The sequence below is a fragment of the Longimicrobium sp. genome, assembly GCA_036377595.1.
Lineage (GTDB): Bacteria > Gemmatimonadota > Gemmatimonadetes > Longimicrobiales > Longimicrobiaceae > Longimicrobium.
In genome coordinates, this window is record DASUYB010000065.1 from 1 (window position 1) to 24,550 (window position 24,550).

Annotated in this window: 4 protein-coding genes; all 4 read left to right on the top strand. The window is 74.8% G+C overall.

Annotated features, from left to right (window positions below; all coding sequences use genetic code 11):
- Positions 1-319: 319 nt before the first annotated feature.
- The 4 genes from VF092_09300 to VF092_09315 all read left to right on the top strand — a co-directional run bounded on the left by VF092_09300 (position 320) and on the right by VF092_09315 (position 24,035).
- Positions 320-4,855, top strand: coding sequence for a beta-ketoacyl synthase N-terminal-like domain-containing protein (locus VF092_09300; GenBank protein HEX6747469.1), 4,536 nt, complete (start codon positions 320-322; stop codon positions 4,853-4,855).
- 490 nt (positions 4,856-5,345) lie between these two features.
- A complete protein-coding gene (locus VF092_09305; GenBank protein ID HEX6747470.1) occupies positions 5,346-10,073 on the top strand; it encodes an amino acid adenylation domain-containing protein in 4,728 nt (1,575 codons plus the stop codon).
- A gap of 565 nt (positions 10,074-10,638) precedes the next feature.
- Positions 10,639-13,878 carry an amino acid adenylation domain-containing protein gene (locus VF092_09310; GenBank protein HEX6747471.1) on the top strand — a complete coding sequence of 1,080 codons (3,240 nt, stop codon included), beginning with the start codon at positions 10,639-10,641 and terminating at the stop codon, positions 13,876-13,878.
- Positions 13,879-13,880: 2 nt separating this feature from the next.
- Positions 13,881-24,035 carry an amino acid adenylation domain-containing protein gene (locus VF092_09315; protein HEX6747472.1) on the top strand — a complete coding sequence of 3,385 codons (10,155 nt, stop codon included), beginning with the start codon at positions 13,881-13,883 and terminating at the stop codon, positions 24,033-24,035.
- Positions 24,036-24,550 lie beyond the last annotated feature (515 nt).

The window sequence follows — 24,550 nt, forward strand, 5'->3', positions numbered from 1 at the left end:
CCCCACCCTCTCCCGGTACGGGAGAGGGCGAGCGCTCTAAGGCGCGGGGAGAGGGCAGACCGGGGGCCGCACAGCAGCAGTCGGTTTGCCCCCGGCCTCGCGGTGCACCGAAGATTGTGACCGAGCCGCAGGTGGGGCGGCAGACGGATCTACCACCCTCTCCCGTTATCGGGAGAGGGCTTGCGCTCTAAGGCGCAGGGTGAGGGGCTCCGCCGCCGCGCCGGGGCCGGTGACGCGAGCGGCTGGGTTCCGTGCCATCCCGGCGCTGAGCACACGCGCCGAACTGAGGCACATACATCCGACGACGGGTGACCGAACGATGAGCGTTGAAGTGATAGAGAACGGGCACGACGGAGGGCTGACCGGCACCGAGATCGCCGTGGTAGGGATGGCGGGGCGGTTCCCGGGCGCGGAGTCGCTGGACGAGCTGTGGAGCCTCGTCGCCGAGGGGCGCGAGGGGATCCGCGACTTCTCCGACGACGAGCTGCTCGCCGCCGGCATCCCCCGCGCGCTGCTCGACGACCCGGCGTACGTCAGGCGGCTGGGCGTGCTGCGCGACATCGACCGCTTCGACGCCGCCTTCTTCGGCTACGTCCCCCGCGAGGCCGAGGCGCTCGAGCCCGCGCACCGCGTCTTCCTGGAGTGCGCGTGGGAGGCGCTGGAGAACGCCGGGTGCGACACCGCGCGCTTCCCCGGCGCCGTCGGCGTCTACGCCGGCGCCGGCGAGCCGCACTACGCCAACCACAACCTCCTCACCCGCCCCGAGGTCATCGCGGCGCTGGGCTACTTCGCCGTGAACGTGGGGAGCAACAAGGAGTTCTTCTCCACGCGCGTGGCGTACAAGCTGGACCTGCGCGGCCCCGCCGTGGGCGTGCAGACCGGCTGCTCCACCTCGCTCGTCGCCATCCACGTGGCCGTGCAGGCGCTGCTCGCGCACGAGTGCGACCTGGCGCTGGCCGGCGGCGCGTCCGTCTCCGTCCCCTCTCCCTCGGGCTACCTGTGGGCGCCGGGGGGGATCATGAGCGCCGACGGCCGCTGCCGCGCGTTCGACGCGGACGCGAGCGGCACCGCGGGCGGCAACGGCGCGGGCGCCGTGGTCCTCAAGCGGCTGGAAGACGCGCTGCGCGACGGCGATCCCATCCGCGCGGTGATCCGCGGGAGCGCGGTGAACAACGACGGGTCGCACAAGGTGGCCTTCACCGCGCCCTCCGTCGAAGGCCAGGCGGCTGTGATCGGCGAGGCGCTGGCCGTCTCCGGCATCCCCGCCGAGTCGATCCGCTACGTGGAGGGGCACGGCAGCGGCACCGAGCTGGGCGACCCCATCGAGATCGCCGCGCTGACCGAGGCGTTCCACGCGCAGACGGAGCGCACCGGCTTCTGCGCGGTGGGAAGCATCAAGAGCAACATCGGCCACACCGACGCTGCCGCGGGAGTGGCGGGCTTCATCAAGGCCGTGCTGGCGCTGGAGCACGCCACCATCCCGCCCACGGCGCACTTCCGCACGCCCAACCCCAACATCGACTTCGCCTCGTCCCCCTTCTACGTCGCGTCGCAGGCCGAGCCGTGGGAGCGGGGAAGCGAGCCGCGCCGGGCGGGCGTCAGCTCGTTCGGCATCGGGGGGACGAACGCGCACGTGATCGTGGAGGAGGCGCCGGCGCCGCGCCCGTCGCGGCCGCGCCGCCGGTGGCACGTCCTCACCCTCTCCGCGAAGACGGCGACCGCGCTGGACGCGGCGACGGAGCGGCTGGCGGCGCATCTCCGCGCGCATCCCGGTCTCCCCCTCGCCGATGTCGCGCACACGCTGCAGAGCGGGCGCAGGGAGATGGAGCACCGGCGCATGCTCGTGGTCCGCGACGGCGAGGACGCGGCGGCGCTGCTGGAGGGCCGCCACCCCGACCGCGTCGCCTCCGGCACGGTGGACGAGACGCTGCGCTCCGTCGCCTTCCTCTTCCCCGGCGTGGGCGACCAGTACCCGCAGATGGCGCGCGGGCTGTACGACACCGAGCCCGTCTTCCGCGCCGAGGTGGACCGCTGCGCGGAGATCCTGCGCGCGCGCTTCGGCATCGACCTCCTCGCCGCCATCCATCCCGGCGCCGCGCCGGCGGAGGCCGCGCCGGGCACGGGGCTCGATCTCCGCGCGATGCTGGCGAAGGAGGAGGCCGATCCCGCCGCGGAGCGGCTGAACCGCACCGAGCTGGCGCAGCCCGCCGTCTTCGTCATCGAGTACGCCCTGGCGAAGCTGTGGATGAGCTGGGGGATCGCGCCGCGCGCGGTGATCGGCCATTCGCTCGGCGAGTACGCCGCGGCGACGATCGCGGGCGTGTTCGCGCTGGAGGACGCGCTGGAGCTGGTGACGGCGCGCGGGCGGCTGATCTCCGACCTCCCCGCGGGCGCCATGCTCGCCGTCCCCCTCTCGGCGGAGGCGGTGCGGCCGTTCCTGGCGGAGGGCGCCGCCGTCGCCACCCTCAACGCGCCGGAGCTGTGCACCGTCGCGGGGACGCCCGAGGCCGTCGAGGCCGTCCGCCTCCGCCTCGCGGATGCCGGCCACGTAGCCCGGCCGCTGAAGACGACGCACGCCTTCCACTCGCCGCAGATGGACGCGCTCGTCGGGCCGGTGCGCGAGATGGTGGGGCGGATGCGGCTCTCCGCGCCCTCCATCCCCTTCGTCAGCAACGTGACGGGGACGTGGATCACGGCCGCCGAGGCGACCGATCCGGCGTACTGGGCGCGCCACATCCGCCAGCCGGTGCAGTTCGAGCGCGGCGTGGGCGAGCTGCTGAAGGAGCCGGGGCGCGTCCTCCTCGAAGTCGGTCCCGGACAGACGCTGTCCACCTTCGTGCGGCAGCGGCCGGACGCGGGCGGCGTCACCGTCATCCCCACCGTCCGCTACCCGTACGACCGCACGGCGGACACGGCGTTCGCCCTCGGCGCGCTCGGCCGGCTCTGGCTGGCGGGGATCACCCCCGACTGGGCCGCCTTCCACGAGGGCGAGCGGCTCAACAAGGTCGCGCTCCCCACCTATCCTTGGGAGCGGCAGCGCTACTGGATCGACGCGCCGGCGCACGACGAGGAGCCGTCCGCCGTCGCGCGCGCTGGAAAGAAGGCCGATCCCGCCGCGTGGCTCTACACGCCGGTGTGGAAGCGCACCCCCGCCGCCCGTCCCGCCGCGGACGACGGCGCGCGCTGGCTGGTCTTCCACGACGGCAAGCGGCTGGGGGACGACGTCGCCGCGGCGCTGCGGGCGCGCGGGCGCGAGGTCGTGCTCGTCCGCCCGGGCGAGCGCTTCGAGCAGGTCTCCGGTGGGGAGATGGCGATTCGTCCCGCCGCGCGCGAGGACTACGCGGCGCTGCTGGACACCGTCCGCGGCGAATCTCCCGTCCACGCGATCCACCTCTGGTCGAACGCCGAGGCCGGCGCGGAGGGGCGCGCCTTCGTCTCCCTCGCCCTTCTCGCCGCCGCGCTGGGGCACGATCGCGAGTGGAAGCCGCGGCTCGTCGCCGTCACCGCCGAGGCGCAGGACGTCACCGGCGGCGAGGCGATCGATCCCTACGCGGCCATCCTCGCCGGCGCGTGCAGCGTCGTGCGCGAGGAGCACCCGAACGTCGCCTGCGTGGCGGTGGACGTGCTGCCGTACGACACCGCCGCGGCCGAGACTCTCGTCACGGAAGCGCTGGCCGGCGCGGGCGACGCCGTCGTCGCCATCCGCCGCGGGCGGCGCTGGGTGCGCGGCTTCGAGGCGGTGCGTCCGGCGCCCGCCGCCGCGGTGGAGCCGGGCGACGTGTGGTTCTTCGCGGGCGGGCTGGACGGGCGCAACGACCTGCTGGCGCGGCACCTGGCCCGCCGCGGCGCGCGCCTGGCGCTCGCGCATCCCGATCTCCCGGACCGGCTGAACTGGGACCAGGTCGTCGAGCGGCGCGAGGCGGACGACCCCATGCGCCAGCTGATCGAGACCGTCCGCGAGCTGGAGGCGGCGGGGACGGAGGTGCTCGCGCTGCGGGCGCATCTCTATAACGCCACGCAGGCCGCGGACGCGCTGGCCGCCGCGGAGCAGCGCTTCGGGCGGATCGACGGCGTGGTGGTGGCGCCGCCGCTGGACGCCATTGGCGGCTTCCAGGCGCTCGGCGACGCCAGCGCCGGCGAGTGGGCGCGCGACTTCGGCCTGTTCGCGCGGGAGCTGGAGGCGCTGGCCGCCGTCCTCGCCGCGCGCGACGTCCGGCACGTGCTGCTGGAGTCGTCGCTGACGCCGGTGCTGGGCGGGGTGGGCCACGCGCGCATCGCCGCGGCGCACGCGTTCGTCGACGCGTTCGCGCACCGCCAGTCGCTGGACGGGCGCCGCGCGTGGACGTCGCTCGGGTGGGACCGCTGGTACGCGCCCGGCGAGCCGGCGCAGGGCTACGGGATGAGTGCCGACGAGGCCGCCACTGTCTTCGCGCACGCGCTCTCGCTCGCCGGCGAGCCGCAGCTGCTGCTGTCGACGGGCGACGTGGCCGCGCGCATCGCCGAGGCGGGGCGGACGGAGGCGCGCGGCGCGATGGCGGCGGCGCACGCCCGGCCGCAGCTGGAGACGGAGTACTTCGCGCCGGAGACCGAGGCCGAGCGGATGGTCGCCGGGCTCTGGCAGGAGCTGCTGGGGATCGACCGCATCGGCGTGCACGACGACTTCTTCGGGCTCGGCGGGCACTCGCTGCTGGCCACGCAGATCGTCTCGCGCGTGCGGGAGATGTGGGGGCTGGAGCTGCCGCTGAAGACGGTGTTCGAGGCGCCCACCATCGCGCGCTACGCCGAGCTGATCGAGGCCGCGATCATGGCAGAGATCGAGGAGATGTCGGAGGAGGAGATCCTGAGCCTGGCGTAGGGACCCTCACCCCCCGGCTTCCTCTGCCGACAGCAGGCCCCGACAGCAGGCCCCGACAGCAGGAGAGGGGGAGACCTCAGTGCGGGTGGGTGGTGACGGAAGTGGGTGGCCCTCCCCGGCTCGCCCTCCCCGGCTCGCCTAGGCTCGCCACCCCTCCCGTACCGGGAGGGGTAGGGGTGAGGAGATCGGCGCGGACAGCGGGGATGGGCGCGGCCGCGGGGTGGCCCCCTCCCCCGGCCCCTCCCCCGCTGCGCAGGGGAGGGGAGAACAAAGCGCGGGGAAGGCGACGGGAGCGGACCGCGGGCCTCGCGGTGCACCGGAGCTTCTGACCGCGCCGCCAGATGCGCGGCAGATGGCACCCCCACCCTCTCCCGGTACGGGAGAGGGCGAGCGCTCTAAGGCGCGGGGAGAGGGCGGCCGGAGGGCCGCACGAAGGACGAAGGCTGATGCGGGTTTCGAGCGAATCCGAGCGACGACTGAAGGATACACGATGAGCGATACGACCACGGGAGCGAAGGCCGACCGCCTGGCCGAGGCCAAGCGCCTGCTGCTGGAGAAGCGCCTGCGCGGCGAGGTGAAGCGCGCGCCACGCGAGACCATCGGCAAGGCGCCGGGCGGGCCCGCGTACCCGATGAGCTACCAGCAGGAGCAGCTCTGGTTCCTGGACCAGCTCCAGCCCGGCAGCCCGTTCTACAACATCCCCGGCGCGTCGCTCGTGTCCGCGCGCATCGACGTGCCCACGCTCGAGCGCGCGCTCGGCGAGGTGGTGCGGCGCCACGAGGGGCTGCGCACCGTCTTCCGGCTGGTCGACGGCAAGCCCATGCAGATCGTCCAGCCGCCCTACCCCGTGTCCATCGAGGTCGAGGACCTGCGCGGGCCGGGCGGCCAGGACGCACCCGCCGCGGTCGTGCGCCGCAAGGCCAGCGACTGGGGCTCGCTCCCGTTCGACCTGCAGCGCGGGCCGCTTTTCCGCGCGCGCCTCTTCCGCGTGTCCGACGCCGACTACCTGCTGGTCTTCAACATCCACCACATCGTCACCGACGGCTGGGCCATGCCGATCGTGTCGCGCGACATGGAGGAGCTGTACGACGCGTTCAGCCGCGGCCTCCCCTCGCCCCTTGCCGAGCTGCCCATCCAGTACGCCGACTACTCGGTCTGGCAGCGGCGGCACCTGCAGGGCGAGACGCTGGAGAAGCAGCTGGCCTTCTGGCGCCGCCACCTCGACGGCGCCCCCGCGGCGCTCGATCTCCCCTACGACCGTCCCCGCCCGGCCGTCTCCAGCAACCGGGGGACGATGTACCGCTGGACGTATCCCGGCCGGCTGGTGGACCGGCTGCGGCGCCTGGGCCGCGAGGAGGGCGCGTCCATCAACATGGTGTTCATGGCCGGGTTCAACCTCCTGCTGCAGCGCTACAGCGGGCAGGACGACCTGGTCGTGGGCACGCTGCTGGGCAACCGCAACCGCGCCGAGCTGGAGCCGCTGGTGGGCTACCTGGTGAACTCCGGCGCCATCCGCACCCGGCTGGACGGCGACCCCACCTTCCGCGAGGTCGTGCGCCAGGTGCGCGCGTCGATCCTGGAGGCCGACGCCGCGCAGGAGGTGCCGTTCGACATGGTGGTCGACGCCGTGGGCGCGCCGCGCGACCCCGGGCGGAATCCGCTCTTCCAGGTGATGTACTTCCACCACACCTTCGTCGGCTCGCACCACCTCGACGACGCCGAGGGGCTGGCAGGGTCGCTCAACCTCCGCTCCCTCTACCAGGAGGGCGAGGCGGTGCTGGTCGACACCGGCGCCAGCAAGTTCGACATGACCTGGGCGACGCTGGAGATGAACGACTCCATGCCGTCCATGGTCGAGTACAGCACCGACCTGTTCGACGAGTCCACCATCGCCCGCATGGTGGCGCACCTGCGCGTGCTGCTGGAGGACGGCTGCGACCGCCCCGACCTCCCCGTCTCGCAGCTGGAGATGGTGAGCGAGGAGGAGCGCGCGACACTGCTGGCATGGGGGACCAACGAGCGCGGCTTCCCGCGCGAGACGCTGCCCGCGCTGCTCGAGGCGCAGGCCGCGGAGACGCCCGACGCCGTCGCGCTGGAGTTCGACGACGCGGCATGGACGTACGCCGAGCTGGCCGCGCACGCGCGCCGCATCGCCGCGTGGCTGGGGCGGCTGGGGGTGCGGCCGGGCGACGCCGTGGGCGTGGTCACCGCCAACAGCGCGCGGGTGATGGCGGCCATCGCGGGGATCCTGCGGGCGGGCGCGGCGGTGGTCCCGCTCGACCCCGAGTATCCGCCCGAGCGCCTGGCCTTCATCGCCGACGACACGGAGCTGCGCGTCTTCCTCACCGAGGGCGACCTGATGGCGTGGCTGGGCGAGCGCCCGCACGCCTCCCTCGTCCGCCTGGACCGCGAGTGGGCGGAGATCGAATCGCTCTCACCCGACCAGGATCTCCCGTCGTTCGGCGCGGAGTCGGTGGCGTACATCATCTACACCTCGGGATCGACGGGCACGCCGAAGGGGGTGCGCGTGCCGCACCGCTCCATCGTGCGGACCTGCCATCGCCCCGACTACGTGGATCTCGGGCCGCAGTCGCGCGTCGCCCAGCAGAGCAGCCTCCTCTTCGACGCGTCGATCTTCGAGATCTGGGGCGCGTTCCTGAACGGGGGCACGCTGGTCAACATCGACCGCGACTTCCTGCTCGACGCGGCGGGCTACGACCGGAAGCTGGTGGAGAAGCGGGTGAACGTCGTGTTCCTGACCACCGGGATGTTCAACCAGGTGGCGGACACCAACCTCTCCACCTTCGCCTCGCTCGACCAGGTGCTCACCGGCGGCGAGGCCATCTCCCGCGCGCACGCCCGGCGGGTGGTCGAGGCGCATCCCGGGCTCCGCCTCCTGCACATGTACGGGCCGACGGAGAGCACGGTCTACACCACCAGCCATCCCCTCCGCGCGGAGGACTTCGATCGCGCGATCGTCCCCATCGGCACGCCGGTGGGGGGGACGCGCGCGTACGTGGTGAGCGCGGGCGGGCGGCTGGCGGGCGTCGGCGTGCCCGGCGAGCTGTGGGCCGCGGGCGACGGCGTGGCGCTGGGCTACCACCGCCGCCCGGAGCTGGACGCCGAGCGCTTCGTGGCCGACCCGTTCGCGGGCGAGGGGCGCGCGTACCGCACGGGCGACCGGGTGCGCTGGGCGGCCGACGGCGTGCTGGAGTTCCTGGGCCGCATCGACGACCAGGTGAAGGTGCGCGGCTTCCGCATCGAGCCCGGCGAGGTCGAGGCGGCGCTGCGGCTCCATCCCGCCATCCGCGACGCCGCGGTCGCCGCGCGCGAGGACACGGGGGAGAAGAAGCTGGTCGGCTACCTCGTCCCCGTCGCCGAGGCGCCGTCGGTCGACGAGGTGCGCGCGTTCCTGAAGGGGCATCTCCCCGAGTACTACGTCCCCACCGTCTTCGTCACCGTCGACGCGCTGCCGCTGACGCCGGCGGGGAAGGTCGACCGCAAGCGGCTTCCCGCGCCCGAGGGGCGGCGGCTGGAGAGCACGCAGGGGTTCGTGGCCCCGCGCACGCCGGCGGAGGAGACGCTGGCGCGGATCTGGGCCGAGGTGCTGAACGTCCCCCGCGTGGGCGTCTACGACAACTTCTTCTCGCTGGGCGGGGATTCGATCCTCTCCATCCAGGTAATCGCGCGCGCGCAGCAGGCGCATCTCCGCATCAGTCCGCGGCTCCTGTTCGTGCACCAGACGGTGGCCGAGCTGGCTGCCGCCGTGGGCGAGACCGCGCACTTCGCCGCCGAGCAGGGGGTGGTCACCGGGCCCGTGCCGCTCACCCCGGTGCAGCGCTGGTTCTTCGCGCAGGGGTCGCCCGAGCCGCACCACTTCAACCTCGCCGCGGCGTTCGACGCAAAGCAGCAGATCGACGCGGGGGTGATGGAGCGCGCCGTGGCCGCCGTCCTCGCGCACCACGACGCGCTGCGGATGCGGTACAGCCAGGTGGACGGCGTGTGGTCGCAGACGGACGCCGATCTCTCCGATCCCACGCCGTTCGAGACCATCGACCTCTCCGCGGTCCCCGCGGCGGAGCGGGAGGCGGCGTTTACCGCGCGGGCGGAGGCGCTGCAGCGCTCGCTCGACCTCGCCTCCGGCCCCGTCGTCCGCTGGGCGCTGGTGGAGATGGGGGACGGGGCGCAGCGCCTGGTCTTCATCGCCAACCACCTGGTGATGGACGCGGTGGCGCTGGGTGTCGTCCAGGCGGACCTGGAGACCGCGTACCGCCAGCTGGCGGCGGGCGAGGAGGTCCGTCTCCCGGCCAAGACGACGTCGTTCCAGCACTGGGCCGAGCGGCTGGCGCAGCACGCCAGCAGCGGCGAGGTGCGCGCGCAGGCGGCGTACTGGCTGGAGCAGGGCGGCGCGGCGCCGCTCCCCGTCGACACGGCGGAGACGTCGAACCGCGAGGGCGAGGCGGAGCGCATCAGCGTGGCGCTGGACGAGGAGACCACGCACGCGCTGCTGCACGACGTACCCTCCGTCTACCAGACGCAGGTCAACGACGTGCTGCTGGCCGCGCTCGCCCGCGCCTTCCGCGGGTGGACGGGGGACCGGTCGCTCCTCGTCGACCTCGAGGGCCACGGCCGCGAGGACCTGTTCGACGGGGTGGACCTGTCGCGCACCGTGGGCTGGTTCACCGCCATCCACCCCGTGCGGCTGGAGCTGCCGGAGGACGGCGGCGAGGGCGAGGCGATCAAGGCGGTGAAGGAGCAGCTGCGCGCGGTGCCCGAGCGGGGGATCTCGCACGGGCTGCTGCGCTGGCTGTCGGACGACCGCGAGATCCACGCGCAGCTGGCCGCGCGGCCGCAGCCGCAGGTCTCCTTCAACTACCTGGGGCGGATGGATGGCGGCGCGGAGCCCGAGGACGCGCTGCTCACCGGCGCGGACTGCCACCTCGGCGACGGCCGCAGCCCCGCCGGCCCGCGTCCGCACCTGATCGCCGTGGACGCGGCGGTCGGCGACGGGCGGCTGTGGGCGACGTGGACCTACGGCGCGCGCATCCACCGCCGCGAGACGGTGCAGCGCGTGGCGGACGCGTTCGTGGACGAGCTGCGCGCGCTGGTGGAGCACTGCCGCCACCCCGAGGCCGGCGGCTACACGCCGTCGGACTTCGCGCTCGCCGGGCTGGACCAGGCGGGCCTCGACGCGCTGTTCGCGGAGATCGGGGAGTAGGGGCCGGCTCGCTCGCCCTCCCCGGGCGCCCTCCCCGGCTCGCTTAGGCTCGCCACCCCTCCCGTACCGGGAGGGGTAGGGGTGAGGACATTTGCGCGCACGGCGGGGATTGGCGCGGCCGCGGGGTGGCCCCCTCCCCCGGCTCCTCCCCCGCTTCGCAGGGGAGGGGAGAACAAAGCTTGGGAGCCGAGATGGTGCAGCCCACGGGCCTCGCGGTGCACCGGAGGTTCTGACCGAGCCGCGGGCGGCGCGGCAGACCGGAACCCCACCCTCTCCCGGTACGGGAGAGGGAGAGCGCTCTAAGGCGCGGGGAGAGGGCGGACGGAAGGCCGCACAGCAGCAGTCGGTTGGCCTCCGGCCCCCGCGGTGCACCGGGGCCTCTGACCGAGCCACAGGCTGCGCGGCAGACCGGAACCCCGCCCTCTCCCGGTACGGGAGAGGGAGAGCGCTCTAAGGCGCGGGGAGAGGGCGAACGGAGGGGCGCACAGCTGCCGGACGTTCGCAAGTGACGATCGATGACACCCGGCGGGTCGGGTGACCGCCTCGTATCAACGCACAGGATTCGATGGACCGCAGGAACGTAGAGGACGTTTATCCGCTGTCGCCGCTGCAGCACGGGCTGCTCTTCCACGCCGTGCTGCGGCAGGGCGCGTACTGGGAGCAGTTCCCGCTGCTGCTGCACGGGCCCGTCGACGCGGACGCGCTGGAGCGCGCGTTCCGCGGCGTCGTGGCGCGCCATCCCGCGCTGCGCACCGGCTTCGTGTGGGAGAACGTCGCCCAGCCGCTGCAGGTGGTCTACCGCGTGGCCGAGCCGCCCGTCTCGCGGCACGACTGGACGCGCGCGGCACAGTGGCGCGCGGAGCTGGCCGCGCTCCTCGACGCCAACCGCGCCGCCGCCCGCGACCTCAAGCGCGCGCCCCTGGTCCGGCTCGACCTCGCGCGCGTCGGCGCCGAGGAGACGGTGATGCTCCTCGGCTTCCATCACCTGGTGATGGACGGCTGGTCGTTTCCCATCGTCGTGGACGAGCTGATCCGGCTGTACCGCGCCGAGATCACCCATCACCCCGCGCAGCTGCCGCCGGCGCCGCGCTACCGCGCCTACGTGGCGTGGCTGCAGGCGCGCGACGCGTCGGCCGACGAGCGGTTCTGGCGCGCGGCGCTCGACGGCTTCGCCGAGCCCACGCCGCTCCCTCTCGACGGCAGCGGCGCCGGCGCCGGCGGCGACGAGCAGGCGCTGGAGACGCTCGTGGTGGGCGACGAGGCCAGCGCGCGCATGGCCGCCGTGGCGCGCGAGCTCGGCGTCACCCCCGCCACGCTGGCGCAGGCCGCCTGGTCGCTCGTCCTGGCGCGCTTCGCCGGCGCGGACGACGTGGCGTTTGGCACCACCATCTCCGGCCGCCCGCCCGAGCTGGCCGAGGTGGGGGGGATGGTGGGGCTGTTCATCAACACCATCCCCGCCCGCGTCCGCCTGGACGCAGGCGCGCGGCTGGGCGAGTGGCTGCGCGGCATCCACCGCGCGCAGGCCGAGGCGCGCGAGCACGGCTACGCGTCGCTGGTGGACGTGCAGGGATGGAGCGCCGTGCCGCGCGACCGCTCGCTCTTCGAGTCGCTGCTGGTCTTCGAGAACTATCCCACCCCCGCGGACGACGACGTGGGGCCGCGCGTGTCGCCGCTGCCCAGCGCGGAGCGCAGCACCTACGCGCTGACGCTGACCTGCGGCCCCGGCCCGCACGGCTTCGAGCTGCGGCTGGCGTACGAGACCGCGCGCTTCGACGCCGTCGCGGCGCGGCGCATCCTGGCCGCGACCGCTGCCGCGCTCGACGCCGTCCGCGGCGCCGCGGACGCGCGCGTGGGCGATCTCTCCGTGCTCACCGCGGCGGACCGCAAGCGGCTGGACGCCTGGTCGCGCGGGCCGGCGCTGGCCGTGACCGACGCGCCGGTGCACGCGCGGGTGGCCGCGCAGGCCGCGCACACGCCCGATGCCGTGGCCGTGGACGCGCTCGACGGGGCGCTGACTTACACGCGGCTGGAGGCGCGCGCGCAGGCGGTCGCCGCGGCGCTGCGGGCGCGAGGCGTGGGGCGGGGCGCGCTGGTCGCCGTCTGCCTCGAGCGCGGGGCCGATCTTCCCGCGGCGCTGCTGGGGGTGATGAAGGCGGGCGCGGCGTACGTTCCCATCGACCCGTCGTATCCCGCCGAGCGCGTGCGGTGGATGCTGGAGGATTCCGCCGCGGCCGTCGTCGTCACCACGCCCGCCATCGCCGAGACGCTGCCCGAGACGGGGGCGGAGGTGATGGCGATCGACGGGATCGTTCCCGCTCCGGATCTCCATCTCCCCCAGGTGGATGGGGACGACGTCGCGTACGTGGTCTACACCTCGGGGACGACGGGGCGGCCCAAGGGCGCGGCCATCCCGCACCGCGCGCTGGCCAACCACTGCGCGTGGATGCAGGACGCCTTCCCGCTCGGCCCGGGCGACCGCGTGCTGCAGAAGACGCCGGTGTCGTTCGACGCGTCGGTGTGGGAGTTCTGGGCGCCGCTCGTGGCCGGCGCCACGCTGGTGATGGGCGGCCCCGACGCGCACCGCGACCCCGCCGCGCTGGCGCGGGAGACGGCGGAGCGGGGGATCACCGTCCTCCAGCTCGTTCCCGCGCTGCTGCGCGCCGTCGTCGACGAGCCGGCGTTCGCGCGCGCGACGCGGCTGCGCCGCCTCTTCGCCGGCGGCGAGGCGCTCCCCGCCGACCTCGCGCGCCGCGCCGCCGATCTCCATCCCCGGGCCGAGATCGTGAACCTCTACGGCCCGGCGGAGGCGTGCATCGACGCCGCCGCGCACCGGTTCGGCGGGGACGGCGGGGCGATGGTCCCGCTCGGGCGGCCCATCTCCAACCTGCGCGCGTACGTGCTCGACGGCGCGCTGTCGCCCGTTCCCCCCGGCGCGCCCGGCGAGCTCTATCTCTCCGGCCCGGCGCTGGCGCGCGGCTATCTCCATCGCCCCGCGCGGACCGCCGCGTCGTTCCTCCCCGACCCGTTCGCGGAGGCGCCCGGCGCGCGCATGTACCGCACGGGCGACGTGGCGAGATGGACCGAAGTGCGAGAGTGCGAAAGTGCGAAAGTGCGAGAGGGAGACGATTCCACTTTCGCACCCTCGCACCCTCGCACTTTCGCACTCGACTTCCTCGGCCGCGCCGACGCGCAGGTGAAGCTCCGCGGCGTCCGCATCGAGCCGGGCGAGGTGGAGGCCGCGCTGGCCGCCCTCCCCGGCGTGCGCGAGGCCGCCGTCGCCCTGCGCGGCGAGCGCCTGGTCGCCTGGGTGGCGGGGGATGAGGATGCCGTCGCGGCCGACGCGCTGGCGCGGGCGCTCCGCGCTCGGCTCCCCGAGGCGATGGTGCCGTCGGTCTTCGCCACGGTCGACGCGCTGCCGCGGACGGCGGGGGGGAAGATCGACCGGCGCGCGCTTCCCGATCCCGCGCCCGCCGCGGCGGCCGAGTTCGTGGAGCCGCGCACGGAGACGGAGCGCGCCATCGCGGAGATCTGGCGGCAGGTGCTGGGGATCGACCGCGTCGGCGCGGAGGACTCGTTCTTCGCGGCGGGCGGGCACTCGCTGCTGGCCATGCAGGTCGCGTCGCGGGTGAAGGCCGCGCTGGAGACCGACGTTCCCCTGCGCGTGCTGTTCGACCACCCGCGCCTGTGCGACCTGGCGGCGTGGATCGACGCCCAGCGTGAGGCCGAGTTGCAGGCGCTGCTGGCCGAGCTGGACGCGATGAGCGACGAGGAGGCCGCCGCCCTCGCCGACGTGGGAGAGGGGTGACGATGGCCGACGCGACCGACCGCCTGGCCGGCCTCTCGCCCGAGAAGCGCCGCCTGCTGGAGATGCGCCTGCGGATGGCCCGGCAGGCCGCGTCCTCCGGCGACCCCGGCACGCTCCAGCCCCGGGCGCGGCCCGACGGCACGGCGCCGCTCTCCTTCGCGCAGCAGCGGCTGTGGGTGCTGGAGCGGATGGCGCCGGGCGAGCCCACCTGGAACATCCCCACGGCCATGCGCCTGCGCGGCGCGCTCGACATCTCCGCGCTGGAGCGCGCGCTCGACGCGCTGCGGCGGCGGCACGAGTCGCTGCGCACCACCTTCGCCGAGCGCGAGGGGCGGGCGGTGCAGGTCGTCCACCCCTTCGCCCCCGTCCCCCTCCCCGTTGACGACCTGTCCGGGCTCGGCCCGGAGGCGCGGGTGGCCGAGGCCACGCGGCGCGCGCAGGCCGACATGGACACGGGGTTCGACCTGGAGGCGGGGCCGCTCTTCCGCGCGCGGCTGCTGCGCCTGGGCGACGACGACCACGTGCTGCTGATGTGCGTCCATCACATCGTCAGCGACGGGTGGAGCATGGGAGTGATCCAGCGCGAGATGGAGCGGCTGTACGCCGCCTTCGCCGCCGGGCTTCCCGATCCCCTCGCGCCGCCGGCGCTGCAGTACGCGGATTACGCCGCCTGGCAGCGCGAGCAGCTGTCGGGCGAGCGGCTGCAGGGCGCGATCGACTTCTGGCGGCGCGCGCTGGACGGCGCCCCGCCCGCGCTGGAGCTGCCGGCCGACCATCCCCGCCCGCGCGCGCAGCGCAACCGCGGCGCGCGCACCTACGCCGGGCTCCCGCGCGAGGCCACCGAGCGGCTGCGCGAGCTGGCGCACGCCGAGAACGCCACCCTCTTCGCCGTGCTGCTGGCGGCGCTGCGCGTGGTCCTCACCCGCTGGAGCGGCGAGGACGACGTGGTGATCGGCACCCCCGTGGCCGGCCGCACCAGGGTGGAGACGGAGGCGCTGGTCGGCTACTTCATCAACACGCTGGCGCTGCGCACGCCGCTGGCTGGCGACCCGTCGTTCCGCGCGCTCCTGCGCCGCGAGCGCGACACCGCGCTGGACGCATTCCAGCACCAGGAGCTCCCCTTCGAGCGCGTGGTGGAGGAGCTGAAGGTGCCGCGCGATCCGGCGCGCAGCCCCGTGTTCCAGGTGATGTGCTCGCTGGCCAACGCCACCGGCGGCGGCGCGCCCGCCTTCGCCGGGGTGAAGGTGGAGCCGGTGGAGGTGGAGCTCAGCTTCAGCAAGTTCGACCTCTCCTTCGAGGCGCACGACCTGGCCGAGGGGCTTGCGGTGGCCTGCGACTACGACACCGCGCTGTTCGAGAAGGCCACCGCGCAGGCGCTCGTGGACCACCTCGTCCTCGTCCTCGCCCGCGCCGCCGGGTCGCCCGACGCGGCGGTCTCCGCGCTGGCCGCCGGGCCGCGGGGCGTGGCGGAGACGGCGCTCGAGCGCGCCTCCGCCGCCTGCGCGCGCGGCGAGACGGTGCCGGCGCGCTTCCTGGCTTGGGCGCGGCGCGCACCGGACGCCCCCGTACTGGCTTGGCGCGATGGGGGGATGAGGTACGCGGAGCTCGCCGCGCGCTCCGGCGCGCTGGCCGCGGATCTCCGCGCTGCCGGCGCGCGCGCGGAATCCATCGTCGGCGTCTATGCGGACTGGTCGCCGGAGCTGGTGGTGGCGCTGCTGGGGGTGATGCGCAGCGGCGCCGCGTATCTCCCGCTCGACCCGTCCCTTCCCGCCGAGCGCATCGCGTGGCTGCTGGAGGATTCGGGCGCCCGCACGATCGTCACCACGCCCGCGCTCCGCGATCGCATCTCCTCTGATCTCCCCGTCGTGCTGGTGGATGCGTCCGCGGCGGCGGGGGACGAGGGGGAGGGGGACGAGGAGATCGATCCCGCTTCCGCCGCGTACCTGCTGTACACGTCGGGGACGACGGGGACGCCGAAGGGGGTGGTCGTACCGCACGGCGCGGCGGCGGCGCACTTCGCGGCCGTCGCGGAGGCGTTCGGGCTGCGCGCGGACGACCGCGTGCTCGGCTTCGCGGCGCCGTCGTTCGATCCGTCGCTGGAGCAGGTGCTGGCGCCGCTGGCCGTCGGCGCGTCGGTGGCCGTGCGCGACGCGGAGCCGTGGGCGCCGGCGGAGCTGCCGGAGCGGCTGGCGGCGCTCGGCGTCACCGTCGCCAATCTCCCCACCTCGTACTGGCACCAGCTCGTCCGCGACGCGGACGCCGCGGCGGCCACGAAGCAGGCGGTGCGCCTCCTCGTCGCCGGCGGCGAGGCGATGCACCCCGACGCGGCGCGCGCGTGGGACGCCCTTCCCGGCGGCGCCGCGCTGCTGAACGGCTACGGGCCGACCGAGGCCGTCGTCACCGCCGCCGTCTTCCCCGTCCCCACCGGCTTCGCGGACGCCGATCCCGCGCGGATGCCGATCGGCGCGGCGGTGGGCGGGCGCGAGCCGCGCGTACTGGACGCGGCGCTGCGCCCGGTGCCCGACGGCGTGCCGGGCGAGCTGTATCTCGGCGGCTTCGCGCTGGCGCGCGGCTACCTCGGCCGCCCCGCGCTGACCGCGGCGAGCTTCGTCCCCGACCCGTTCTCCGCCACGCCCGGCGCGCGCATGTACCGCACGGGAGACCGGGTGCGATGGACGAAAGTGCGTGAGTGCGAAAGTGCGAAAGTGCGAGAGTGCGAAAGTGCGAAAGTGCGAGAGTGCGAAGGTGATCCGCACGGCGCCGAAACCACTTTCGCACCCTCGCACCCTCGCACTTTCGCACTCGATTACCTCGGCCGCGCCGACGCCCAGCTGAAGATCCGCGGCGCGCGCGTGGAGCCGGGCGAGGTCGAGGCCGCCCTGCGCGCGCTCCCCAACGTCGCCGACTGCGCGGTCGCCGCGCGCGCGGACGCCGCCGGGGCGATGCGGCTGGCGGCGTACGTCGTTCCCCGCGGCGCGTTCGATCCGGCGGCGGTGCGCGCGGAGCTGTCGGCGCGGCTCCCCGCCTATCTCGTCCCCTCCGCCATCGTCGCCGTCGACGCGCTGCCGCGCACGGCGACCGGGAAGATCGACCGCCGCGCCCTCCCGTCCCCCGACTTCGGCGCGGCGCGCGCTTCCCGCGGCGAGGCGCCCGCGACGCCCGACGAGGAGCTGCTGGCGGCGATCTGGCGCGAGGTGCTCTCCATCGACGCCGTGCACGCGGGCGACGACTTCTTCGAGCTGGGCGGCCACTCGCTCCTCGCCACCCAGGTGGTGACGCGCGTGCGGGCCGCGTTCGGGGTGGAGCTGCCGCTGCGCGCGGTGTTCGAGGCGCCCGTGCTGCGCGCGCAGGCCCGCCGCATCGCCGAGCTGCGCCTGGCGGGTGAAGGCGCGCCCGCCGGGCCCATCCCGCGCGCGGACCGCGCGCGGCCGCTCCCTCTCTCCTTCGCGCAGGAGCGCCTCTGGTTCATCGACCAGCTGGAGCCGGGGAACGCCGCGTACAACGTTCCCGTGGCGCTGGAGCTGCGCGGCGCGCTCGACGTGGCCGCGCTGGAGCGCGCGCTCGGCGAGGTCGTCCGTCGCCACGAGCCGCTGCGCACCGTGTTCGCGCACGACGGCGACGCGCCCACGCAGGTGGTCCAGCCGTTCGCCGGCTTCCCTCTCCCCGTCGCCGATCTCACGTCGCTGCAGGGAGATGAGAGAGAGGCGGAGACGGAGCGCATCCTCGCCGACGAGGCCACGCGCGCGTTCGACCTGGCCACCGGGCCGGTGCTCCGCGCGCGGCTGCTGCGGCGGGGGGATGGAGATCACGTCCTCTCCCTCGTCCTGCACCACGTCGCGACGGACGCGTGGTCGTCGGGGGTGCTCTTCGGCGAGCTGGCGGCGCTGTACGACGCCTTCCGGCGGGGCGACGAGTCGCCGCTCGCCGATCTCCCCGTGCAGTACGCGGACTTCGCGGCGTGGCAGCGCGGCTGGCTGCGCGGCCCGGCGCTGGAGCGGCAGGCGGCGTACTGGCGCCGCAGGCTGGCCGGCATCCCCGCGGTGCTCGACCTCCCCGCCGACCGGCCGCGGCCGGCGGTGCAGGACCTGGCCGGCGCGCTCCTCCCCTTCTCCCTCCCCGCGGACGCGGTGGCCGGCGCGCGCGCGCTGGCCCGGCAGGAGGGCGCCACGCCGTTCATGGTGCTGCTGGCCGCCTTCTCCGCGCTCGTCCACCGGCTGACGGGCGAAGAGGACGTGGTCGTCGGCACGCCCATCGCCAACCGCATGCGGCCGGAGCTGGAGCGGCTGGTCGGCTTCTTCGACAACACGCTGGCGCTGCGGGCCGACGTGTCGCGCGACCCGGGCTTCCGTGCGCTCCTGGCCCGCGTGCGCGAGACCACGCTCGAGGCGTACGCGCACCAGGACGTGCCCTTCGAGAAGCTGGTCGACGAGCTGAAGACCGAGCGCAGCCTGAGCCACACCCCGCTCTTCCAGGTGATGCTCACGCTGCAGAACGCGCCGACGGCATCCGCCGTCCCCGCGCTCGGCGAGGTGGAGGTTCTTCCGCGCGCGGTGGAGACGGGGACGTCGCGCTTCGACCTGACGCTGATCCTGGCCGAGTCGCCCGACGGCGGTATGGGCGGATGGGCCGAGTACGCGACCGCGCTCTTCGACGAGACGTCGATCGAGCGGCTGACGCGGCACCTCGGCGCGCTCCTCGGCGCCGCCGTCGCCGCGCCCGACGCGCCGCTCTCGACCCTGTCCTTCCTGTCCCAGGAGGAAGAGGAGCAGGTCGTCCGCGGCTTCAACGCCACCGACCGCCCGCGCGCGGCGGAGACGGTGCATGCGCTCGTTTCCGCGCAGGCGGCGCGCACGCCGGACGCGGTCGCCGTCGAGCAGCGCGGCGAGCGGGTGACGTACGCCGAGCTGGAAGCGCGCGCCAACCGCCTCGCGCACCGGCTGCGGCGGCTGGGCATGGGCCCCGACGCGCGCGTGGCCGTCGCCATGGAGCGGTCGATCGAGATGGTTGTGGCCACTTTGGCCACTCTCAAGGCGGGCGGCGGCTACGTCGCGGTCGACCCGAACTATCCCGCGGACCGCGTGGCCTACATGCTCGCGGACAGCCGCGCCGCGGTCGTCGTCACCACCTCCGCCGTGGCCGCGCGGCTGCCGGCGAGCGGCGCGGCGGTGCTGCGCGTCGACGCCGAGCGCGACGCCATCGCCGCCGAGCCGCCGGACGACCCGCGCGTGCCGGTCGATCCCGAGAACCTCCTCTACGTCCTCTACACCTCGGGGTCGACGGGGAAGCCGAAGGGCGCCGCGCTCCCGCACCGCGCGCTCGCCAACCTCCTCCGCTGGCAGACGGAGCGGTGGGGGATCGGCGGGGAAGGGGATGGAGCCGGTGTGGAGGGGGCGAATGAATTCGCTGCAACAACCACACGAAGTCTGCCTTCGCAGACTACCGGCGACGGCGCGGACGCCGCCGCGGCGCGCGCGACGGCCCCCGCGCGGACGCTGCAGTTCGCGTCCCTCTCGTTCGACGTGTCGTTCCAGGAGATCTACTCGACGTGGGCGAGCGGCGGCACGCTCGTCCTGATCGACGACGACACGCGGCGCGATGCCGAGGCGCTGATCGCGCACCTGCGGGAGCATCGCGTCGAGCGGCTCTTCCTCCCCTTCGCCGCGCTGCAGAACCTGGCGGAGACGGCGGAGGGGATGGACGCGCGCCTCCCCGATCTCCGCGAGGTGATCACGGCGGGCGAGGCGCTGCGGTCTACGCCGCAGCTGCGCGCGTTCTTCGCGGCCAATCCCCAGGCGCGGCTGGAGAACCAGTACGGGCCGTCGGAGACGCACGTCATCTCCGCCCACCTGCTGGAGGGTGACACGGAGGCGTGGGCCGCGCTCCCGCCGATCGGCGCGCCGGTGGACAACACGCGGCTGTACGTGCTCGACGCGCGGATGCGCCCCGTCGCCGCCGGCGTGCCCGGCGAGCTGTACGCGGGCGGCGCCAACCTGGCGCGCGGCTACCTGGGCCGCCCCTCGCTCACCGCGCAGAAGTTCGTCCCCGACCCGTTCGGCGCGCCGGGCGGACGGCTGTATCGGACGGGCGACCGGGTGCGGTGGACGGAGTGCGAAAGTGCGAAGGTGCGAGAGTGCGAAAGCGACTCATCGCGCGACGGAACCACTTTCGCACCCTCGCACTCTCGCACTTTCGCACTCGAATACCTCGGCCGCACCGACTTCCAGGTGAAGATCCGCGGCTTCCGCGTGGAGCCGGGCGAGATCGAGGCGGCGCTCACCGAGCACCCCTCCGTCGTGCAGGCCGCCGTGGTCGTCCGCGGTGAGGGGGCGGGGAAGCGCCTGGCCGCGTACGTCGTTCCCGCCGCGGGGATGGCGCCGTCGATCGCCGACCTGCGCGCGCACCTGGCGGCGAATCTCCCCGAGTACATGGTGCCCACGGCGTGGCGGGTGATGCCGTCGCTGCCGCTGACGCCCAGCGGGAAGGTAGACCGCCGGTCGCTCCCCGAGCCCGAGGCCATGCCCACGGCCGCGCACGTGCCGCCGCGCACCCCCGCGGAGCGGATGGTGGCCGACGCGTGGGAGGCGGTGCTCGGCGTCCGCCCCGGCGCGCACGACAACTTCTTCGACCTGGGCGGGCACTCGCTGCGCGCCACGCAGGTGGTCGCCCGCATCCGCCGCGCGTTCGGCGTGGACCTCCCCCTCCGCGCGCTCTTCGAGGCGCCCACGGTGGCGGGGCTGGCCGAGCGCGTCACCTCCGCCCGCCGCGGCGGCGACGCCCATCTCCCTCCGCTCGTCCCCACCGAGCGCGGGCGCACCTCGCCGCTGTCGTTCGCGCAGCAGCGCTACTGGTTCGTGGAGCGGATGGGCGCCGCCGGGCCCGCCTACAACATGCCGATGGAGCTGCGCCTCCACGGCCGCCTCGACCTCGGGGCGATGGAGGCCGCGCTCAACGCCCTCGTCGCGCGGCACGAGGCGCTGCGGACCACCTTCCACTTCCGCGACGGCGCGCCATTGCAGGAGGTGGCGCCGGAGCTGTTCATCCCCCTTCCCGTGACCGACCTGTCCGCGCTGGGAGAGTCGGAGCGCGATGCGGAAGCCGCGCGGCGCGGCGAGGCGGAGGCGCGCACGCCGTTCGACCTGGCCGCGGGGCCGCTGATCCGCTGGCAGCTCCTGCGATTGGGGGAGGAAGAGCACGAGCTGCTGCTGAACATGCACCACATCATCTCCGACGGCTGGTCGATGGGGGTGCTGTTCCGCGAGCTGGGCGCGCTCTACGCCGCCGCGCTGGAGGGGCGGGGCGATCCGCTGCCGCCGCTGGCCATCCAGTATCCCGACTACGCCGCCTGGCAGCGCGAGCGGATGAGCGGCGAGGCGCTGGAGCGCGAGCTGGCGTGGTGGCGCGAGCGGCTGGAGGGCGCGGCCACGCTGGCGCTTCCCACCGACCGCCCGCACCCGCCGGTGCAGAGCTTCCGCGGCGCCTCGCACCCGTTCGACATGCCGCCGGAGCTCGTCGCCCGCGTCGAGGCGCTGGCCCGCGCGGAGAACGCCACGCCGTTCATGGTGCTGCTGGCCGCCTTCCAGGCGCTCCTCGCGCGCTGGTCGGGGACGGAGGACGTGGTGGTCGGCTCGCCGGTGGCCGGGCGGGTGCCGGAGGAGACGGAGGGGCTGATCGGCACCTTCGCCAACACGCTGGCGCTGCGCACCGACCTCTCCGGCGACCCGACGTTCCGCGCGCTGCTGGAGCGCGTGCGCGAGCGCGTGGTCGACGCGTACGCGCACCAGGACCTCCCCTTCGAGCGGCTGGTGGAGGAGCTGAAGGTGGAGCGCAGCCTGAGCGTGCACCCGCTCTTCCAGGTCGTGTTCTCCATGCACGCGCAGGGCGCCCCCGCGCCCGCTCTCCCCGGCCTGCGGGTGGAGATGCGGGAGGGGCAGACGTCCACGGCCAAGGTCGATCTCCTCCTCGCCCTCGCCCACGCGGACGGGCGGATGGCCGGCGTCTTCGAGTACGCGCGCGACCTGTTCGATCCGGAGACCATCGAGCGCCTCTCCGCGCACTTCGAGGTGCTGCTCGACGCCATCACGCGCGCGCCGGGCGAGCGCATCTCCGCGCTGCGGGTGATGAGGGAGGACGAGGAGGCGTACGTCCTCCGCGCGCTGAACGACACGGCGGCCGATCATCCCCGCGGCCTGGGGATCCACCAGCTCTTCGAGGCGCAGGCGGAGCGCACGCCGGACGCGGCGGCCGTGGTCCACGCCGGCGCGCGCTGGACGTACGCGGCCGTCGAGTCGCGCGCGAACCGGCTGGCGCGGCGGCTCCGCGCGCTGGGGGTGGGGCCGGAGGTGAAGGTGGCCGTCTGCATGGAGCGCACGCCGGAGCTGGTGGTCGCGCTCTACGCGGTGCTGAAGGCGGGCGGCGCGTACGTCCCCGTGGACCCCGCCTACCCGGCCGACCGCATCGGCTTCATGGTGGCCGAGTCGGGCGCGCCCGTGGTGCTCACCCACGCCTCGCTCGCGGCCTCGCTCCCCGCGACGGGCGCCCGCGTGCTGCGCGTGGACGCGGACTGGGAGGCGGAGGTCGCGGGGGAATCGGACGCGCGGCTGGATCTCCCCGCGGACGAGCGGACGCTGGCGTACGTGATCTACACCTCGGGGTCGACGGGACGGCCGAAGGGGGTGCAGATTGAGCATCGCAGCACCGTCGGCCTGCTGCACTGGCTGCGCGGGCACGTGTCGGACGACGAGCGGCGGGCGGTGCTGGGATCGACCTCCGTCTCCTTCGACGTGTCCATCGCGGAGATCTTCGGCACGCTGTCGTGGGGCGGCACCCTCGTCCTGGTGCGCGACGCGCTGGCGCTGCGCGGGGTGGACGAGCCGGTGGCGCTGGCCAGCATGGCGCCCAGCGCGGCCGCCGAGCTGCTGCGCACCGGCGGGATCCCGCGCTCGCTGCGGCGCATCAACCTGGGCGGCGAGGCGCTCCCCGCCGCGCTGGCGCAGGGGCTCCACGCGCTGGGGACGCTGGAGACGGTGGGGAACTACTACGGGCCGACGGAAGACACCACCTACTCGACCTGGCACTTCGTCCCCCCCGGCGCCGAGCGCGTCTTCGTGGGCCGCGCCGCGCCGAACAAGCGGATGTACGTGCTCGACGCGCATCTCCGCCCCGTGCCGTTCGGCGTGGCCGGCGAGCTGTGGATCGGCGGCGAGGGCGTGTCGCGCGGCTATCACCGGCGCCCGCGGATGACCGCCGAGCGCTTCGTTCCCGACCCGTTCTCCGGCGTCCCCGGCGCGCGGATGTATCGCGTGGGCGACCGGGTTCGCTGGCGGAGCGGGGCGGAGGCGGGAAGTGCGGAAGTGCGTGAGTGCGGAAGTGCGCCGGATTCCGCGCGCGAGGAGCGCACTCACGCACTCGTGCACTCACGCACTTCCGCACTCGTGCACTCACGCACTCACGCACTTCCCGCCCCGGCGACGGCGGTGCTCGAGTACCTCGGCCGCATCGACTTCCAGGTGAAGCTGCGCGGCCACCGCATCGAGCCGGGCGAGATCGAGGCGGAGCTGATGCGCGATCCCGGCGTGCGCCAGGCGGTGGTGGCCGCGCGCGGCGAGGACGCGGCGGCGCGCCTGGTGGCGTGGATCGTTCCCGCCGGCGACGAGCCCAGCCCGGCCGAGCTGCGGGCGTGGCTCCGCGCGCGGGTGCCGGAGTACATGATCCCCTCGGCCTTCGTCATCGTGCCCGAGTTGCCGCTGTCCCCGAACGGCAAGGTGGACCGCGACCGGCTTCCCGACCCCGCGCCCGAGCGCCCCGCCGAGGCCGCGCCGAAGAGCGCCGCCGAGCGCGCCGTGGCCCGGGTGTGGGAGGAGGTGCTGGGGGTGCCGGTGGGGGTGGACGACAACTTCTTCGAGATCGGCGGGCACTCGCTGCTGCTGGCGCGGGTGCAGGAGGCGCTGCGCGCGGCGATGGCGACGGAAGTGTCGGTGATCGACCTCTTCCAGTTCGCCACCGTGCGGCAGCTCGCCGAGCAGCTCGACGCCCGCGCGAAGGCCGCCGCGGCGCCCGACGACCCCGCCGCCGCGCCGCGCGACGAGACCGCGGCGGCGCAGGTGGGGCAGGACCGCGCGGCGATGCGGCGGGAGATGCTGCGGCGGTCTCCTAGGTAGCCCTCCCCGGGTAGCCCTCCCCGGGTAGCCCTCCCCGGCTCGCCTAGGCTCGCCACCCCTCCCGTACCGGGAGGGGTAGGGGTGAGGACACCGGCGCGGGCGGCGGGAATGGACGCGGCCGCGGGGTGGCCCCCTCCCCCAGCCCCTCCCCCGCTGCGCAGGGGAGGGGAGAACAAAGCGCGGGGGACGCGACGGAAGCGGACCACGGGCCTCGCGGTGCACCGGAGGCTGTAACCGCGCCCGTGGCTGCGCGGCAGATCGGAACCCCACCCTCTCCCGGTACGGGAGAGGGCGAGCGCTCTAAGGCGCGGGGAGAGGGCGGACCGGGGGCTGCACAGCAGCAGTCGGTCGGCCTCGGGCCTCGCGGTGTACCGGAGTCTCTGACCGAGCCGCAAGACGCGCGGCAGATGGCACCCCACCCTCTCCCGGTACGGGCCCCGTTATCGGGAGAGGGCGAGCGCTCTAAGGCGCGGGGAGAGGGCCGCCGCGCCGGCGCTGGCGACGTGATTCACAGT

What these genes read in the sequence shown, in the direction of transcription:
- VF092_09300 (HEX6747469.1), top strand. Translation starts at nt 320, where the DNA reads ATGAGCGTTGAAGTGATAGAGAACGGGCACGACGGAGGGCTGACCGGC.
- VF092_09305 (HEX6747470.1), top strand. Translation starts at nt 5,346, where the DNA reads ATGAGCGATACGACCACGGGAGCGAAGGCCGACCGCCTGGCCGAGGCC.
- VF092_09310 (HEX6747471.1), top strand. Translation starts at nt 10,639, where the DNA reads ATGGACCGCAGGAACGTAGAGGACGTTTATCCGCTGTCGCCGCTGCAG.
- VF092_09315 (HEX6747472.1), top strand. Translation starts at nt 13,881, where the DNA reads ATGGCCGACGCGACCGACCGCCTGGCCGGCCTCTCGCCCGAGAAGCGC.